This window comes from Flavobacterium sp. ov086 (assembly GCF_900187965.1).
GTDB lineage: Bacteria > Bacteroidota > Bacteroidia > Flavobacteriales > Flavobacteriaceae > Flavobacterium.
This window is the reverse complement of record NZ_FZNL01000009.1, coordinates 83227-100645: the sequence shown is the minus strand read 5'-3', so window position 1 is coordinate 100645 and position 17419 is coordinate 83227. Positions and strand designations below refer to the sequence as shown.

The 17419-nt window shown below is 32.7% G+C and carries 13 protein-coding genes; 1 reads left to right on the top strand and 12 read right to left on the bottom strand.

Features of this window, described 5'->3' with window-relative positions; translation table 11 throughout:
- Positions 1 to 3: 3 nt before the first annotated feature.
- The 3 genes from CHB81_RS11865 to CHB81_RS11855 all read right to left on the bottom strand — a co-directional run bounded on the left by CHB81_RS11865 (position 4) and on the right by CHB81_RS11855 (position 8442).
- The gene (locus CHB81_RS11865) at positions 4 to 3306 is read right to left on the bottom strand and encodes a SusC/RagA family TonB-linked outer membrane protein (protein WP_089352091.1); all 3303 of its coding nucleotides are present in this window, start codon (positions 3304 to 3306) and stop codon (positions 4 to 6) included.
- A gap of 488 nt (positions 3307 to 3794) precedes the next feature.
- Positions 3795 to 5270, bottom strand: a complete 1476-nt coding sequence (locus CHB81_RS11860; RefSeq protein WP_089352090.1) for a RagB/SusD family nutrient uptake outer membrane protein — start codon at positions 5268 to 5270, stop codon at positions 3795 to 3797.
- Positions 5271 to 5274: 4 nt separating this feature from the next.
- Positions 5275 to 8442, bottom strand: a complete 3168-nt coding sequence (locus CHB81_RS11855) for a TonB-dependent receptor (protein ID WP_089352089.1) — start codon at positions 8440 to 8442, stop codon at positions 5275 to 5277.
- 334 nt (positions 8443 to 8776) lie between these two features.
- Here CHB81_RS11855 and CHB81_RS11850 point away from each other — a divergent pair, with 334 nt between their 5' ends.
- Positions 8777 to 9436 (top strand): ribonuclease HII, encoded by a 660-nt coding sequence (locus tag CHB81_RS11850; RefSeq protein ID WP_089352088.1) that lies wholly within the window; start codon positions 8777 to 8779, stop codon positions 9434 to 9436.
- A gap of 72 nt (positions 9437 to 9508) precedes the next feature.
- On the opposite strand, the gene CHB81_RS11845 is transcribed toward CHB81_RS11850, so the two are convergent.
- From CHB81_RS11845 to CHB81_RS11805, 9 genes are all read right to left on the bottom strand, one after another.
- Positions 9509 to 10282, bottom strand: coding sequence for a hypothetical protein (locus CHB81_RS11845; protein WP_089352087.1), 774 nt, complete (start codon positions 10280 to 10282; stop codon positions 9509 to 9511).
- The gene (locus CHB81_RS11840) at positions 10279 to 11202 is read right to left on the bottom strand and encodes a hypothetical protein (RefSeq protein WP_089352086.1); all 924 of its coding nucleotides are present in this window, start codon (positions 11200 to 11202) and stop codon (positions 10279 to 10281) included. The genes CHB81_RS11845 and CHB81_RS11840 overlap by 4 nt, the downstream gene beginning before the upstream one ends.
- 283 nt (positions 11203 to 11485) lie before the next feature.
- Positions 11486 to 12337, bottom strand: a complete 852-nt coding sequence (locus CHB81_RS11835; protein WP_089352085.1) for a nuclear transport factor 2 family protein — start codon at positions 12335 to 12337, stop codon at positions 11486 to 11488.
- 163 nt (positions 12338 to 12500) lie between these two features.
- On the bottom strand, positions 12501 to 13100 hold the full coding sequence (locus tag CHB81_RS11830; protein WP_089352084.1) for an NAD(P)H-dependent oxidoreductase: 600 nt from the start codon (positions 13098 to 13100) through the stop codon (positions 12501 to 12503).
- 135 nt (positions 13101 to 13235) lie between these two features.
- Positions 13236 to 14075: an SDR family NAD(P)-dependent oxidoreductase gene (locus tag CHB81_RS11825; protein WP_089352083.1), complete on the bottom strand. Its 840-nt coding sequence runs from the start codon at positions 14073 to 14075 to the stop codon at positions 13236 to 13238.
- Between the two features lie 84 nt (positions 14076 to 14159).
- Entirely contained in the window at positions 14160 to 15059 is a 900-nt protein-coding gene (locus tag CHB81_RS11820; protein ID WP_089352082.1) for an AraC family transcriptional regulator, read from the bottom strand.
- Positions 15060 to 15086: 27 nt separating this feature from the next.
- Entirely contained in the window at positions 15087 to 15908 is an 822-nt protein-coding gene (locus CHB81_RS11815; RefSeq protein ID WP_089352081.1) for an AraC family transcriptional regulator, read from the bottom strand.
- A 21-nt stretch (positions 15909 to 15929) separates the two neighbouring features.
- Positions 15930 to 16631 (bottom strand): lipoyl(octanoyl) transferase LipB, encoded by a 702-nt coding sequence (lipB, locus tag CHB81_RS11810; RefSeq protein ID WP_089352080.1) that lies wholly within the window; start codon positions 16629 to 16631, stop codon positions 15930 to 15932.
- Between the two features lie 5 nt (positions 16632 to 16636).
- The gene (locus CHB81_RS11805) at positions 16637 to 17392 is read right to left on the bottom strand and encodes a hypothetical protein (protein WP_089352079.1); all 756 of its coding nucleotides are present in this window, start codon (positions 17390 to 17392) and stop codon (positions 16637 to 16639) included.
- Positions 17393 to 17419: the final 27 nt, after the last annotated feature.

The following is a 17419-nucleotide window of genomic DNA, read 5'->3' as shown; positions in this document are numbered from 1 at the left end:
GGTTTAGAATTTTAATGTTAGGTTACAACCAATATTTCTTGTTGTAGGAAGTGAACCTCCTGAATAACCTGCAGACAAGTTACCTGAACTAAGTCCACTCTCCGGATCTGCATCTGGAAGGTTTTTATGGATAATCCATAAGTTAGAACCTACTAAAGAAAGCCTTAAATCAGTCAATTTTAATTTAGAAACCATTGCCGAAGGAAAACTATAGGTAATGTTTACTTCTCTTAATTTCACATAACTTGCATCATAAACAAAAGCTTTTTGTGGATTTTTAGTATATCCATAAATACCACCGGCAACTTCTGGAGCTGGCGTTCTGGTAGTATTAGGTGTACCATCTTGGTTTACTCCCGGAAGGATTACTCCACCACCATTTGCAAGTGTATTTCTTACCGGATTTCCTAACTCATTATACCCTGCAGTTGAAGCATATAAACCTGAGTTTTGTCCGTAGTATTGATCCAGAGAGAAAATATCTCCTCCTTTTTGCATATCAATTAAGAAACCTAATGAAACTTGTTTGTATGTAAATTTATTACGGATTCCGCCAATCCAATCCGGAGTAACATTTCCAATAACATTGGTAACTGACTCAGTCATTAAGTAAGTTCCTCCTTTAGTCACTTTTTGTCCATCAGCAGCATACACATAATCTTTACCAATAATATCTCCATAAGCGTGACCTGCTTTTGCAATTATGCTTACACCACCTTGAAAAGTTCCTAACGTTAATGTTTCAATTCCCGGAGCTAAAGCAACAACAGTATTTTCATTTTTAGACCAGTTTACAAAAACATCCCATTGAAAATCTTTCGTTCTTATTGGAGTCAAATTAAGCTGTACCTCTATACCTTTATTCTCAACCGATCCTGCATTTGCATATCTTGAAGAATACCCTGTTGATGTAGAATAGTCTACAGGGAAGATTTGATCAGAACTCAAACTTTTGTAAATACTTGTCTCTAAACCAATTCTTTTATCAAGGAATTGCATTTCCAAACCTATCTCTTGAGTTTTAGTTTTTACAGTACGCAAATCAGGATTAGCACTAATATCTGGTTTAGAATACAATGGATTTGCTCCAAAGTTATTGAATTTACTAAAAACACCTTGTAATGCATACAAATCAATATTTCCTTGAGGGTTCTCAGCATAACTCGCTCTTAGTTTTCCAAAAGTCAACCAATCCTGATCAATAAGCTTAGTGAAAACATAACTAGCCGAAGTAGAGAATGTATTTACTTTGTTATTTCCTTTTGGCAATGTAGAGAACGCATCATTACGCACTGTACCATCCAAGTATAAAAAGTCTTTGTACCCTAAAGAAACAGATGCATACGCACTATTCACTCCTGAATTATCTTCATTCTCTACTGGATATGGTGCGGGATTTACTGAGTTTGATAACGCATAAATTCCTGGTATAATAAGTCCTCCATCTGTAGAAGCAAGTGTAGAAGTACGTCTTGTTCTTAAAGAGTTAAGACCAACTAAACCATTTAACGAAATACTTTCTGTAAGTTTTTTATTAAAATTCAATGTTAACTGATAATTTTGCTCAGAAAACATACCACTATATTTTTGGTATCCAGAACCAACAGCTAATCTGTTTAATCCAAATGTAGCATTCAAAGAACCTGTTGCTTTTCTTTCTTCACGTAATTCAGAATAACTATCTGTACTTGCTTTTCCTGTTACAGATAACCAATCAGCTACTTTATAATCTAATTGAGCATAACCTAAAAAACGATTTCTCTCATCAGATTGGTAATTTTTATATCTTGTAAAATAAGGGTTATCCCAGTATTTAGCACTTGTATTACCGTTAGCAGGATCTGCCATATTCCAAGAGATGTTTTGTCCTCCTGAATTTCTAAAAACTTGCTCTTGTGCTTTTAAATCAACGTTAGTTGCCCACCATTGACGGAATAATCCAGCAACGTTATCACCACCATAACCAGTAGTATTTCTACCAACAGTTGTTTGTGCCATATAATTTGCAAATGCACTTGCAGATAATTTATCACTAAACTTGTGGTTAATTTTAAAACTGATATTGTTTTTCTTTAATTCACTATTTGGTAATATTCCGTTTTCTTTATAGTTGTTATAATTCAAAACAAAATTAGTTTTGTCAGTACCATCCTCTATAGAGACAGAATTATTGAATGTAGTCGCTGTTTGAAAAAAGGTAATAGGACCATTTTCAGCTGCTTTCCAAGTTGTTTTTTTTCCGAAATTCGGAGAGTATTTAGAGTATGCGTCCCATTGATAAACAGATAGATTTGGGTCAAAGGCAACACCATAAGAAGCATCATCTGTAGTAGTTGCAACTTGGTTTCCGTTACTATCAATAGTAAAAAAAGCTCCTGTTGGTCCAACTGGAATACCTTTAGGATTGCCTGCAGCGTCGTAAGTTGGTCCGTAACCCTGACCGTATTTATCCTGATAAACCGGAAAAGTTTTTTTATCGACACTACCCACTGTAAACTCACTAGAAATAGTTACTCCCATTCCTTTTTTTGCTCTTCCTTTTTTGGTTGTAATCATAATTACTCCATTACCGGCTTGCCATCCGTACAATGCTGCAGCAGCTGCACCTTTCAAAACGTTTAATGTTTCAATATCATCTGGATTAATATCCATAGCAGCGTTACCATAATCGTATGTATTACGGGCACCTGTAGATTGATTAGCACTATTTCCCTGAGAAACGTTAGTATTTGTATTAGAGTTATTAATAGGCATACCGTCAATAACAATAAGCATTTGGTTATCTCCAGTAAGATTTTTAACACCTCTTGACACTACGTTTGTAGAACCACCAAAGTTGGTATTTTTTCTAATATTTACTCCGGCTGCTTTTCCAGAAAGTTCATTAAGAAAGTTTCCACTTGCAACGCCTGAATTTAAATCAGCACCTTTGATCTCTTGCGAAGCATAACCTAAGGATTTTTTCTCTCTTTTAATCCCTAATGCAGTTACTACTACACCTTCCAGTTCAACTGATGAGCTTATTAACTTCACATTTACTGAAGTTGAACCAGCTGATAATTCTTGAGATCTCATCCCAATATAAGTAAATACCAAGGTTTGACTTGGTAATGCTTTGATAGAATATTTTCCATCAAAATCTGTTTGCGTTCCTGCTTTTGTCCCTTTAACTAACACACTTACACCTGGCAAAGGCATTCCTGCGTTGTCAGAAACAATTCCTGAAACAGCTCTTTCTTGCGCAAAGGTAAGTTGCGCCATAAGTACTACAAGTAGCACTAAGAATCCATTAAACTTTAGTTTCATTTTTTTAATTTTGAATTAGTATCCGGCAAACATCATAATATTTTCTTAAAAGAACAATATCTTTTTAAACTTTTGTTAGTGTTTTTTTAATACTACTTTAACAAATATTTTACGTTTTGCATCTAATTAGCACTAAATTAGCGTTATCTACAATTTTAAACACAAAACACTGAATTTTTATCAATACATATTTTAACATTTAATTAACACATAAAGGAAGAATAAGCTTAAAAAAATGAATTAAAAAACAAAATAAACATAGTAATTACCTTCCAAAAAAGAGGTTAAATAAAACAATTTCAGCTAGGAATGTTTTATTTAACCTCTTTTAAAATTATTTGCCACTATCTGACTATTTCAATTTTTGATTCAATTGTCCTAAATTTCACATATTCAACTGATTACACTTTTAGTGTTATTTTTAAAAAAATCATCCAAATTATTTTATAAAAAAACCCTCAATCAAAAGTGATTGAGGGTTCTGTAAATTAAAGTTCGTTTTGTTTAATCAACGGATTTGCATCAATTTCGGCTCGTGGAATTAACCATTGCCATCTTTTATCTGTAGGTGGCACAGCCATCACTCCATTTGTAATTGCAGAATCATGATTTGCACCTGTTCGGTCTAAAGGAGAATTAGTTCTTTTTAAATCAAAAAACCTAAATCCTTCTCCCCATAATTCTATTCGTCTTTGTATTAAGATTTCGTCAACCAAAGCCTGTCCTGTATTAGTAGATAAAATATAGTCCGGATTTCTTGCTTTCTCAAAATCAAAAAGAATTATAGCTGCATCTGCTTGCCCTAATCTTGCTTTTGCTTCTGCTTCTATAAGATACATCTCGGCTGCGCGCATATAAGGTACATCACATCTACTATCTCCAGTACTTTTAGATAGAAATTTTTGACTTGTATAAGGAAACTTAACAAAATTACTTGCAAGCGAAAGATTAGGATGGTTACCATCTTTACTAAAAATAGTTGAGCGTACATCTGATGCTGGAATCATGTTATACAGTTTACTATTTATTGCTCGTGGACAAGTACGTATTACAGTAGAATTATAATTCCTTGACATAAAAGCTCCAAAATTCCCAAAATAATCAGTTTGAACTTCATTAATATGGCTGCCCCACATCCATTCTTTATTGTTAAAATCATTAAAACCTGCACCATAATCTACAACAGACATTAAATTCATTCCTGTTCTGGCTTTATTAGCATAGTCTGCAGCTATAGCCCACTCCCCCTGCGTTAAAGCTACACGTGCTTTTAATCCTTGTGCAACTTTTAAGTTTAAATGAGAATTATTCAATCTTACGTAGCCTACTAATAGAATATTAGCTTCATCTAAATCTTTATTAATTTGTGTATACACTTCTTCTACGGTAGAACGAGGTAAATTATCATTCCCAACAGTTAGAATAATAGGAATCCCTAACTGAGAGTTAGCTTCACCACTTACATATCGCTTACCGTATAATTGCACTAATTGAAAGTGACAAAAAGCTCTATAAAGCAAAGCTTGTCCCTTTACAATATTTTTATCTGCCATTGACCCAATCGCACCATCTGTTGCATTTATTATTGTATTGGCATTTCTTATTATTCGATAATACGTTCTATAAGGGTAACGCACATCCTGCGAGTTTTCATTTCTTAAACCATTCCAGTTGTATACTTGCAAAAAATACCCATTTATAACTGGAAAAACAACATCTTCCCCTGCAAGATCCGTTTGTTGCATTAATCCCCCTAAACCATTTTCATTCTGATTCAATTCATATCTAACATACAAAGATCTGTGAATACCATTTAAGAAAGTCATAAGATTTTCTGTCGTTTTGGTCGCTCCTTCGTAGTCTACAAATTCTGTAGGCTTTTTTTCTGAAAAATCTTCTGAACAAGACCCCAGAACTACAATTACGATTATAAAAAGTATTTGTTTTATAATATTTGATTTCATATTGTTAAAAATTTAAATTAAAACCTAACGTTATTACTCGTGACGGAATATATCTGTTTTGAGTTGTTCCGTTAAAAGTTTGAGTAGGATCCAATCCCTGACGTTTAGTAAACAGTAATACATTTTCACCATTTACATATACAGTTGCATTATCAATAGCTAATTTGGATATTAAATCAGAAGGCAATTTATAAGATAAATTAATTTGTCTTAATGCTAAATAATCTGACCCTATTAACCATCTATCTGAAGCAGAAGTAGACTGCGTATTTCTGTTAATATCTAATCTGGGAACATCGGTAATGTCTCCAGGTTTTTGCCATCTATCAAGAATATCTGTACTTAACGCAGACCCGTAATTATTACCCGTATGCATTAATGCGGCATAATTTGAATCATACATTTTACCCCCTATTTGATAAGAGAACATAACATCCAGTTGAATCCCTTTATATTTAAATGCACTACCAAAAGTTCCAAACAAATCAGGTATTGCAGAGCCTGCATAATGATAAAGTGCTTTATTTTGATCTGTAGTCACATTAACTCCATTTACAAGTCTTCCTGTAGGATCATTGGCAACCATTTTTTCAGGATCAGCTACATATAATGCATATCCGTCAGCAGGATCTACACCATACCAATCTCTTAACCAATAATCATAGATCGATTGTCCCACTTTAAGTTTCTTAGTTCCATCAATAATTTCCTCTTGTGGTAACTTGGTAAGTTTATTACTAATCGTTGAAGCATTTACATTTAAACTCCAAGAAAAATCTTTTGTTTTAAGGATTATACCGTCAAGTGAAATCTCAAAACCTTTATTCACCATTGATCCAATATTTTCAACTCTATAATCTAGACCTGAGGATAATGCATTTGGCACTTCAAAAATAAGTCCATCTGTATTTCTATTATAATACTCAATACTTCCTTTTAGCCTGTTCTTAAACAACCCAAACTCTACCGCAATATCTTTTTGAGTATTAACCTCCCATTTCAAATCTGGTGCTGCTGCTCCGTATGTTATCACTCCTCCTTCACTACCGTTATCATAACCTAAACTATAAGTAGATTGACCTATATAGTAATTTAAACCTTTTGTAACTGTACCATCTTCATCTCTATCTGAAGCAATATGAGAATCATTACCTACCTGTCCAATTGATGCTCTTAATTTCAAATCGTTTACCCAAGAAACATCCTTGAGAAAGTCTTCCTTAGAAACTACCCAAGCACCACTAAAAGACCAAAAATTACCCCACTGGTTATCCTTAGCAAACTTTGACGATGAATCTCTACGTAATGATCCTGAAACAATATATTTATCCATGTAATCATATCCAACTCTTGAAAAATAAGATTCTGTTGAATAATTTCTTGTTTTACTCTCTAAAGTAGTCGTTGTCGCATAATTGATAAATTCTATATCATCTGGAGAAACCTGACCTGTTTTTACTCCTACAGTCCAATTTCTCTCATAATCGAAACTTTCATGACCTAACAATGCAGTAATAGAATGACTTCCTATTTTTTTTGAATAATTTAATAATTGATTATAAGTGATACCCGTAAATATCCTATCTTCTTTAGACATTAATCCAGTAGGAGATCCATCACCTATAAGAGTATTATAAGAATAGATTCTATTAGAATAAGTCTTATCAATAGAAGCGTTAGTTGTGAATTTAAAATCTTTTAGGAAACTTATTTCAAAAAAAGTTCTCCCTGAAAGAGCTAGTCCCTTTTTAACATCTGTATTATTTAATATTTCATATACTATATTTCGACCATTAGACGCGCCTGAGCCTCGAAGAGTAGAATATACTTTATTACCATTATCATCTAAAATATAATCCCCATTTTCTGTATGATCAAAAACAGGATAAATTGGTCCCATATACCTTATTGTTCTAAAAGGATTATTGAAAGAGTTTGTATTAGCTACCCCATCAGTTCCTAATTTAGAATTAGTTAAAGTTCCCGCAATGTTAACTCCTGTTTTAAACCAGTTATTTAAACTTGTATTTAAATTTAGTCGACCAGTTGTTCTTTCAAAACCTGAATTACGTACATATCCCTCTTCATTCAAATGCCCCAGTGAAGCAAAATAATTTGATTTTTCTGATTTTCCCTGATAAGAAAAATCTACATTTTGACGAACTCCCGCTCTTTCCAATTGTTTTTCCCAGTTTAAATCTTCGGGATATAACAATTGTGCGTTAGGGTTTAATTTTCCGTCAGTACCTACAACACTACCAATTGGAACATTAAACGGATTTGTAACCAATACAGTACCAACTCTGTCAGACGCATAAGTATTAGCCACATCAATTTGTGCTTGTGTAGTCATTGGACGGCTATTTCTTATTGCTTCCCATTCTAAAGGATAATATTGATACGCATCTACCCTCTTATAATCTTTAATAGATCGTGAAGTCATACCAGTACTCACATTTAATGAGAATTTATCTTTAAGTGATTTTCCTATTTTAGTGGTAATTATAATTACTCCATTTGCTGCTTTTGATCCATAAAGCGATGTTGAAGAGGCATCTTTTAAAACTGTCAAACTCTCAATATCATTCGAATTTATATTACTAATATCGCCTGCAAAAGGAACTCCATCTACAATATACAAGGGTGTATTTGAGCCATTAACAGAACTAAAACCTCTTATCCTTATTGCTGGTGCTGAACCTGGTTGACCAGCTGAACTCTGAACCTGAACCCCTGAGGTGCTGCCTTCTAAAACTGAAAGTGCATTAGTTAAAGGTCTATTCTCAAGTTGTTCTGATTTAATCTGAGTCGCTGATCCTGTGTAAGAAGATTTTTTTGCCTTACCATAAGCAACAACCACAACTTCATCCAATTCCTTTCCATCTTCTTTCATCTTGGTATTAACTGTTGATGAAGCTCCAATAGTAACTACAGCATCCTGCATTCCCATATAAGAAAATACCAATACATCACCAGTTTTTGCTTTAACAACATATTTACCATCCAAATCTGTTTGGGCGCTATTTTTTGTCCCTTTTACATTGACGTTTACACCAGGAATTGGCCCGCCATTTTCTGAAACAACTCCAGAAATCACTCTTTCCTGTGCAAAAGAAAACTGCATAATAAACAGGATCAAAAATGTTAAAATACATATAAACTTTAATCTCATGCTAAATTATTTTGAGTTAATAATTTAACAAAAATGAATTTATTTTCTTACAATAACAATTTCAAATGTGTTAAAGTTTGTAATTTTTCTTACTTTTTTCAATAACAAATAGACAATAGTCTATACTAAATATTCATAATACACAGAGCACCTGTACAATACGTAAAATCTTACTATCTTTAAAAAAAACAAAAAAGAGCATCTAAAAAGTTAAAAATTAACATAAAGCTTCTTTTTCTCTACACAAAAACAGAGGCATTTATCTATATTTCATTTGTATCTACATAATTATTCCAGAAAAAAAATATAATATTTGCTTTTTAAAACTAAAAAAATGCTTGCAAAAAATTTCTCCGGATTTGTTTTCGAAACTGGTACTGATGAAGCTGGTCGTGGTTGTTTGGCAGGGCCTGTAACTGCCGCTGCCATAATTTTACCAACTGATTTTGAACATGAAATATTGAATGACAGTAAACAATTGTCAGAGAAAACAAGATTTTTTTTAAAACCTATCCTTGAGGAACAAGCCGTTTGTTTTGCAGTTACACATTTATTTCCGGATGAAATTGACGAAATAAATATTTTAAACGCTTCAATGAAAGGAATGCAGGAATGCATTTTAAAACTAAGTCAGCTTCCTGAATTTGTTATTGTAGATGGAAATCGTTCTATAAATGCAAAATTAGGATTGAAAAATACTACCGGAAAACAATTTTCTAAAGCCGAAATAGAGCTTCTAAAATCTATTCCAAATCAAAGCATTATAAAAGGTGATGCTAAGTTTTTAAGTATTGCGGCTGCTTCTGTTTTGGCAAAAACTTATCGAGACGAATATATGGATCAAATCCATGAAGAATTCCCGATGTACAACTGGAAAAAAAACAAAGGTTATCCAACTAAGGAACATCGCGAAGCTATTAAAAAATATGGCCCAACAAAATACCACCGCATGAGCTTCAGGCTTTTGCCGGATCAATTAGAGTTTGACTTTTAGCGCTATTACAAATCAAAAATACCAGCACAAACTTATAGCTTATGCTGGTATTTATTTTAAATTGATAAATGCTTATTGGGTTTTAGCTTTCACATCCGAAATTCCTATAGAAAAACGGTAACCAAATTGCAGTTGGTAAAAAGCTTCGTTGGTTTCGGCATTATTGAATGTTCTAAACCTTAAGAAAATAGCTTGCTTCTTATCTTTATCGGGATGATAATAAACTTCTGCTTCATTTCTAAAAACATTAAAAGCTTCTGGTGCTTCAAAAGTTGGAATTTTATTAAAATTTATATATTTATAGCTAGAATATTCTAGAGAATAACTAAATCCGAAATTATTAAACCTTTTAAACTCGAATGTTACCCCTCCACCTAATCCAAGTCCTTGGACATTTGTAAGTTCATTGCTTATTTTTACATCTGAAATTTGATAGCGTATCGGGAAATAAAAAATGGTACGAAATGGATATTCTTTACCAAATTTAAAATTAACCACATTCACTTTAGTTCCCATTTCTAAATAGGCTTTTTGCAATAAATCTAAACTATTCTTAATTCCATTTTTTGAGTCTGGAAGTACAGTTGTTTCAACCGCTCTTGAATCGGCATCAATCCTTGAGAAATTAACATATGGTGATATTTTGTCTAGAAGTTTTAAATCCCATCCCCAAAAAGGCATACTAAAAGGAAACACATAAAAATCTCCTTTCCCTTGAAGCTGTACAACGCCATTAGGAGAATCTGCAAATAATCCTAGAAAATCAGTGTAAGCTCTTAACTCTACAACATTTTGCAAACTAGTATCTTCTTTTATTTCATATTTAATTGAACTTTCTTTATTCAAATAAACACCATTTTCTTTGGTAGGAAAATCAAAAGTAACATCATTGGGGATAAAGTTGTAGCAGGTCTTGATACATACATTAATACATCAGATAATCGAATTCTTAAATTTTCAGTTTTCTTAAAATCAACAATACCATTTTGATTAGTAGCATGCTTAAAAAACAAGAAATTTTTAGGCGCTTGGGTTGAATATCTTAATATACTTATTGGAACCATATTCTCAAATATCAACTCAGAACCATTTTCATCAAATACAAAGACTTTTATATCTGTAAAAAAACCTTCCTGCATTTCGAAGGTGACTCTTTTAAATTTATAATACCTCCCTTGTTCTACATCAAAATTATCATCATAAAATGCAAACTGTTGGTTTTCTTTCGGAATTATGATATCACCCAAATACGATTCGCTCTTTTCTTTTAGAACAGTTTTAAGAATTTCATTTACTTCTTCATTATTCGTTAATTTAGATTCCTGCAAAATCTGATCTTTTCCAAAATACAAATATGTTTCAGGCTCATCTACATTATTCGTACTTACTATTGGATCTGAAACAGTATATTGATATTTGAAGAGATTATTAATTGTTTTTTCAGGGATCCCTTTATCCATATATACTTTTTTATAAGTCTCAAATAAAAGATAACTTTCATTAAGTTCTTTTCTTTTATTCTGAACTTCAACGACTTTAGTAGAAAGTTCACCTGTTTTAGCTGGGTCCATACTCGCAGATATATTAGCTATATAGTTATTCAGATCTTTTTCTTTCGCTAAGAAATCTGTATTTTTTGTATTAAAATCTTTAGATAGTTTGGTAATATCTATTGTAGCCTGAGCTAAGTCTTGTGGTGTCGGTGTCGCCTGACCAAAACAAGTTATGCCAAATAGTAAGAATGTAATAAGTAGAATTTTCTTCATAGGTTGTATTTATTAGGTTCTAAAAATGATTTAATCTCGAAATAGAGCCTCGTAAAGAAAAACAATTACCCATCCATTTTAACAAGTATAAATACCCGATTTAATATTAAATGCTACATCATTAATACTATTTTTCAAACACATTAAAACAATCAAAAACTGAATATTAGCAACACAACTAAAATGAATTTAAAAATAAAAACAAGAAAGGCTTATCAAATCTGATAAGCCTTTCTTGTCTTCTATCTATATTCGATCATTTAAGATCGTTTCAATTACAATCTTATTTCTTGCTTTTTAAGAATTCAGCAAACTGTTTTGTATCAAAATAGAAAGCTCTGACAGCAGTAATTTTTCCGTTTTTTAAATCGAAATGTTCCGAAATTGGCATCGAAAGTGTTTTACCGGATTTCTTTGCCTTGCACTTTATTGTAAAATAAATAATTACTTCATTTTTCGTCGCATCGCTAAAATAGACTGGTTCTTTTTCTATTTCTAAATCAAAAAATTCAGCTGATTTGGTATACATTTTTGTCCATTCATCAAACCCTTTATATATTCCTCCGTATGGCAAACCTTCTGCCTGACTATAAATCGCACCATCTTCTATTAAGGCCGACATTTCTGCAAAATTTCTGGTTTTAAAAAGCCTTTCATAATATTGAGCAACAACTTTGTAATTGTCAGTTTCCAGATTTTTTAAAATTTCTGACTCTGACAAAGTAACTTCTGAATCCCAAAATCCAATAATTTTACTTACCTGACCTTTTCCATTTAGTCTGGCAAAATCGCGACCGCCCATTATAAGTTTATTTTTTGAATCCAGAATTTTCCAATCCCAGCTTACATAATTGTCTTTTACGACTTTTGGACCGGATGTTATTACTGCATCCGGGTATTTTTTATAAAACTCATTTATAACATTATTTAATGCTACTGAACCTTTTATAGATGCCGACGGATCCTCAAAAGTACTATCATCTAACCAGATTGTTTTTATTAATTTTAACCGTGTTTCACTATTATGTTCTAACCATGCTTTCTCATAAACTGCAATTGGATTTAATTTATCTTTCTTTTGAGCAAAAAGACCATTAAGCATAAAAAGGAAGCACACAAAGTAGATTTTTCTCATTAGTTTTTAAATTTAGTTAAACCTTTTTAGAAGTATAAATCCAAATTTACCATAAAAACATCAATGAATTACAACACTTCCATAATTTAGCATCAATTCAAAATTAAGGTTCTAATCCAATCATTTTTGCATTTTTTTTAGCTTTTTTTTCAAAAATAAACTCCTATCTCAAAACAGGAACTTCATTAATATTCTTGAAAGTAGTTTTAATTTGATTTTCCCACCCTGAAATACTTTCGGCAGAAGCCTTATCCGCCTTATCAAAGTAAAAATGCTTCTGAATTTCAAGTCCGCAATAATTGAAAATTCCGGTATCAGAAGTTAATGTCAGAGCCTTATCCATTCCGATAGCTTCATATTCTGAATTCGATTTTCCGTGTGAATTAATAATGACTGCTTTTTTCCCTGTTAGTAATCCTTTTTGAACACCCTGATCGTATCGATAAGCAAATCCGTAACTAAAAACGCGATCAATAAAACCTTTCATAATCGCCGGCATTCCCGTCCACCAAATTGGGTAAACAAAAATAATCTGATCTGCCCAGGTTATAAAATCCTGTTCTGTTTTTATATCCTCTGCAACTTGTCCCATTCTTTGTCCTTGCATATCTTCGAGAGATAAAACCGGATTAAAATTGATTTGATTTAAATCCCGAACAATAACTTCTTCTCCTGAATTTTCTAAACTCTCGACAACGGTTTGCTTGAAAAAATGGTTTAAACTTGCTGAATTTGGATGCGCATAAATAATTAAATTTTTCATATTTTCTATTTTTAAAGATTGAACATCACAAATGTAAAACGGAAAATTTGGCGACAATTGTAAGAAAACGAAATCCTATACCACAAAAAATCCCGTTAGAAATATAACGGGATTTTTGAAAGAAGTTGACGTAGATTAATACGCAGTAGAAATTGTTAGCGTTTTCCAGTTTGTTAAATCTGCTTTCACGTTTTCTATTTTACTATTTGCCATATCATAAGCATCTTGCCCTAAAAACAAATGAAGCGGCGGATTTTTCTCCTTACTAATCTGAATCAAAGCTTCAACCGCTTTTTCAGGATCTCCAGGCTGATTTCCGTTAATTTCATTTTGATGCGCCAAAACAGATTGACGTGCTTCTTCATAATCCGCAATTGGATTTTTAGGCAATCCCATAGAACCTTCTGATAAAAAGTTAGTTCTAAAATATCCCGGATAAACCAAAGTCACATTTACACCAAAAGCCTTCGCTTCTGCCTGTAAACCTTCTGTTAATCCTGAAACGGCAAATTTTGTCGAACAATAAATTCCCCAACCCGGAAAACCACCATGATATCCGCCAATCGATGAAATATTAAAGAAATGTCCCGATTTATTTGCTCTAAAATGCGACATAGTATTGCGAATCACATTCAATAAACCAAATACATTTACATCAAAATTACGTCTTGATTCCTCGTCAGAAAGTTCCTCCAGAGTACCAATTTGTCCATAACCAGCATTATTTACCACTACATCGATAGTTTTAAAATGAGTGATTGTATTTTGAACCGCTTTTTGAACACTGCTTTCCGTCACAATATCCATTGCAATTGGCAAAAACTGCTCTGATGTTGTGCCAATTTCAGTAATTAGTGCGTTTACATCTCTTGAAGTTGCAGCAACTTTATATCCGTTTGCCAATAATTTTTTAACCAAAGTTAACCCTAAACCTTTTGAGGCTCCAGTTACGAACCACACTTTATTTGTATCCATTTTAATAGTATTTTAATTAGGATACAAATGTAAGACGCTAACGGTTCTTTGCGCTAACGCGATTCAAACCATAAACTACAAAAATCAAACAGTTCGAAATTGTCGTGGAGTAAGCTGAATGTTTTTCTTGAAGAAGTTATTAAAGTGAGTTGGCTCCTCGAATCCCAAACTATATGCGATTTCTGAAATATTCCAATCCGTGTGTTTTAAAAGGATTTTTGCTTCCTGTAAAATGCGTTCTGCAATAATCTCTGAAGTTGTTTTTTGTGTGGTTTCTTTTAAAGCTCTATTAAGATGATTCACATGAATTGTCAATTGATTGGCAAAATCAGCAGCAGAACGTAATCCAAAACGTTGTCTTGCGTTTTCAATAGGAAATTGTCTTTCGAGCAATTCCAGAAACAAAGACGAAATTCTGCTTGAAGCATTAGAATGCTGAGTAACAGAAATATTAGCAGGCTGCATTTTCATTGCACTGTGAATCAAGTCAAAAACTAAATTCCGCAATACATCATATTTATATGTATAATCAGAATTTATTTCGGTCATCATTTGCTCAAAAATGCCTTTAATTTTTTCTACCTGATCATCGTCAATAGCAAAAACAGGAGATCCGTTTGGCTTAAAAACCGGATATTCCTTTAGATTTCCAAACTGATGAAAAAAAGCTTCCGTAAACACGCAAAAAAAGCCAGTTTGCTGTTCCTCTAATTGTTCCCAATTATAAGGTACTTGCGGATTAGCGAAGAAAAGTACCTGTTTGTCAATCTCTACAATCTTGTCTGCATAATGCACTCTGTTCTTCCCGATAATCAGACTTATCTTAAAATAATCTCTCCTGCTATACGGAATAGGTTTTGCGCTGCAACCCATAAAATCATCCAATACAAAAACATTAAAATGACCGATTTCTTTTTTGAGATTATCGGGCATAAAAAGGAGTTTTTTTTGGTAAAAATCTTCTATACTTTCTAGCTTTTCCATTTTACAAAACTACAAAATTCAAACAATCTATTCAGATTTAGAACTGCAAATATCATTTTGGAATTTCAGAAACTTAGTTGGAGAAATATTCATATAATATTTAAAATCGTGTATCAACTGACTCTGATCATAATAACCACATTGATCAACGATAGAGAGCCAATCGGTTTTTGAATCGTTTTGAATATCTTTTTGAATCGCTTCAACTGCTTTTAAAAATCTTTCGTAACGGCTGATTTCTTTAATGGTATAACCAAAAAACTTCTTTTGATTGAGCTGAATATTTCGTTCAGATTGATTGGTTCTGGAAGCAATTGCTTTTATACGATTTAAATTTTCCTCTTTAAAATCTGCCAGAAGTGTTGTTAAAGCATTTTGCTCTCTTAAATAAGGTCTACAGAACTCTAATATGTAATCGACACGTTCTTTTGTATCAGAGAAACTATGGAGTTCTTCCCATAAAACCGAAAAGCAATTCTCAGCAATTAAAACGTCCGGATGAATTGGCAGTGAATGCGTTAAAAGTGCATTGCCGAAGAATCTGTAAAAGGCATCTTCTTTAAAATTGGCTACTAATATCTCAGAATTGGGTTCTAATGTATAATCAAACGCTTGTTTTATTGGACCTAAAACAATGCATTTTTCGACTTCGAGAGTAGAATTTTTTTCTGATTTTAAAGACGATTTTGTTCCGAAATTAAAAACAAGAATCGTTTGAAAACTAGGCAATAAAGTTTTCGTTATAGGAAATGCTGTTTTATTCTCGGCAAAATAAAAATGAGAAAAAACAGTTTCAAATGCTGAAGGAACCGCAATTCTATGATTGTTATTTTCTTCAGCATTTTTCATACTTTTTATATTTTAGAAGCATTACGAAACAAATTCGGCTTCAAACAATTGAGTCAAATGTTTTACAATTTTGGCTTTTACTTCGGCTTCATCAACTTTTTCTACACCAAGTTCTACTTGTAATGAAGTAACAGCTTTACCACGAATTCCACACGGAATAATATTATCAAAATAACCTAAATCTACATTTACATTCAAGGCAAATCCATGCATGGTTACCCAGCGTGACGCGCGTACGCCAAGTGCGCAGATTTTGCGTGCAAACGGAGTTCCAACATCCAGCCAAACACCGGTTTCGCCATCACTTCGTCCGCTTTTTACACCATATTCTTCTAAGGTCAGAATAATCGACTCTTCGAGAAAACGTAAATATTTATGGATATCTGTAAAGAAATTTTCTAAATCCAAAATCGGATAACCTACAATTTGTCCCGGTCCGTGATATGTAATATCTCCGCCTCGATTGATTTTGTAGAAAGTAGCTCCTTTGGCTTCCAGCTGCTTTTCGTTCAATAATAAATTTTCGATATCACCACTTTTCCCTAAGGTATAAACATGTGGATGTTCTACAAACAGCAAATAATTTGGTGTTGGTAAATCAAGTTCTTCTCTTCTGTTTTTGATTTTTAAGTCGACTATATCCTTAAAAAGTTCTTCCTGATATTCCCAGGTCGATTTATAATCTTTACTTCCTAAATCTTGAAGTTGAATTTTTTTATTCATTTTAATTATTTTTCAAACTCTACTTCAAAGTTGAGTTTGTCAGGATTCTCCATATAATCCGTGAAAGGGTATTGAATTGTAATTGATTTGCGATCTTCACTAAACAAAGCATTTGGGTTTGATACTTTTTTAATTCGCTTAGGAAAATGATATTTTACAATATAGTTGGATGATGCAAAAATCATCTTAGACATATCTGCCGCAGAATCTTTTACTTTTTCGACAACTTGTTTGTCTATAATTGCTTTACGCGTAAATTTCTTTCCGTCGTAAGTATAATTTAATTTACTTTTATTATCTCCTAAACCACCGCCAAATGCTGCTGGAGGATTTCCGCTTCCTCCTTCTAATTTCTGAAGCGCACCAGCCGTTTGCAATATATCCTGTAACTCATTTACGTTCTTGAAATCAGTAGAAAGCGTCATTAAAAACTCTTTTTTCTCTGCATTCATCTTAGTATTTACTATAAAATTTTCCAGTTTTTTAAGTTCCTTCTGAGTCTCTGGTGATAGTTTTGCAATGCTGTCTTTTTTTTCTTCAAATAATTGCTTGAAAGTAAAAGTCGTATCGATATTTTTTTTAGCGCCAGCTCCCATTTGATCACCTACTTGATCTCCAGCCATTGCCATCAGTGAAGAACCATCCATGTCAACAGAAAACTTACCGGCTCCATTGTCGTTTATATACATGTTTTCAGTAAATGTGCAACTTGTTAATGTTGCTAATAAAAAAGAAAAACTAAGTAGTTTATATAATTTCATAGGGTTAATTTTTATCAAAGATACGAA

Excerpts from the sequence above, each read along its gene's own strand:
- CHB81_RS11830 (WP_089352084.1), bottom strand. The coding sequence starts at position 13,100 with ATGAAAAATTTAATTATTTATGCGCATCCAAATTCAGCAAGTTTAAAC.
- CHB81_RS11850 (WP_089352088.1), top strand. The coding sequence starts at position 8,777 with ATGCTTGCAAAAAATTTCTCCGGATTTGTTTTCGAAACTGGTACTGAT.
- CHB81_RS11820 (WP_089352082.1), bottom strand. The coding sequence starts at position 15,059 with ATGGAAAAGCTAGAAAGTATAGAAGATTTTTACCAAAAAAAACTCCTT.
- CHB81_RS11825 (WP_089352083.1), bottom strand. The coding sequence starts at position 14,075 with ATGGATACAAATAAAGTGTGGTTCGTAACTGGAGCCTCAAAAGGTTTA.
- CHB81_RS11860 (WP_089352090.1), bottom strand. The coding sequence starts at position 5,270 with ATGAAATCAAATATTATAAAACAAATACTTTTTATAATCGTAATTGTA.
- CHB81_RS11835 (WP_089352085.1), bottom strand. The coding sequence starts at position 12,337 with ATGAGAAAAATCTACTTTGTGTGCTTCCTTTTTATGCTTAATGGTCTT.
- CHB81_RS11805 (WP_089352079.1), bottom strand. The coding sequence starts at position 17,392 with ATGAAATTATATAAACTACTTAGTTTTTCTTTTTTATTAGCAACATTA.
- CHB81_RS11855 (WP_089352089.1), bottom strand. The coding sequence starts at position 8,442 with ATGAGATTAAAGTTTATATGTATTTTAACATTTTTGATCCTGTTTATT.
- lipB (WP_089352080.1), bottom strand. The coding sequence starts at position 16,631 with ATGAATAAAAAAATTCAACTTCAAGATTTAGGAAGTAAAGATTATAAA.
- CHB81_RS11815 (WP_089352081.1), bottom strand. The coding sequence starts at position 15,908 with ATGAAAAATGCTGAAGAAAATAACAATCATAGAATTGCGGTTCCTTCA.
- CHB81_RS11840 (WP_089352086.1), bottom strand. The coding sequence starts at position 11,202 with ATGAAGAAAATTCTACTTATTACATTCTTACTATTTGGCATAACTTGT.
- CHB81_RS11865 (WP_089352091.1), bottom strand. The coding sequence starts at position 3,306 with ATGAAACTAAAGTTTAATGGATTCTTAGTGCTACTTGTAGTACTTATG.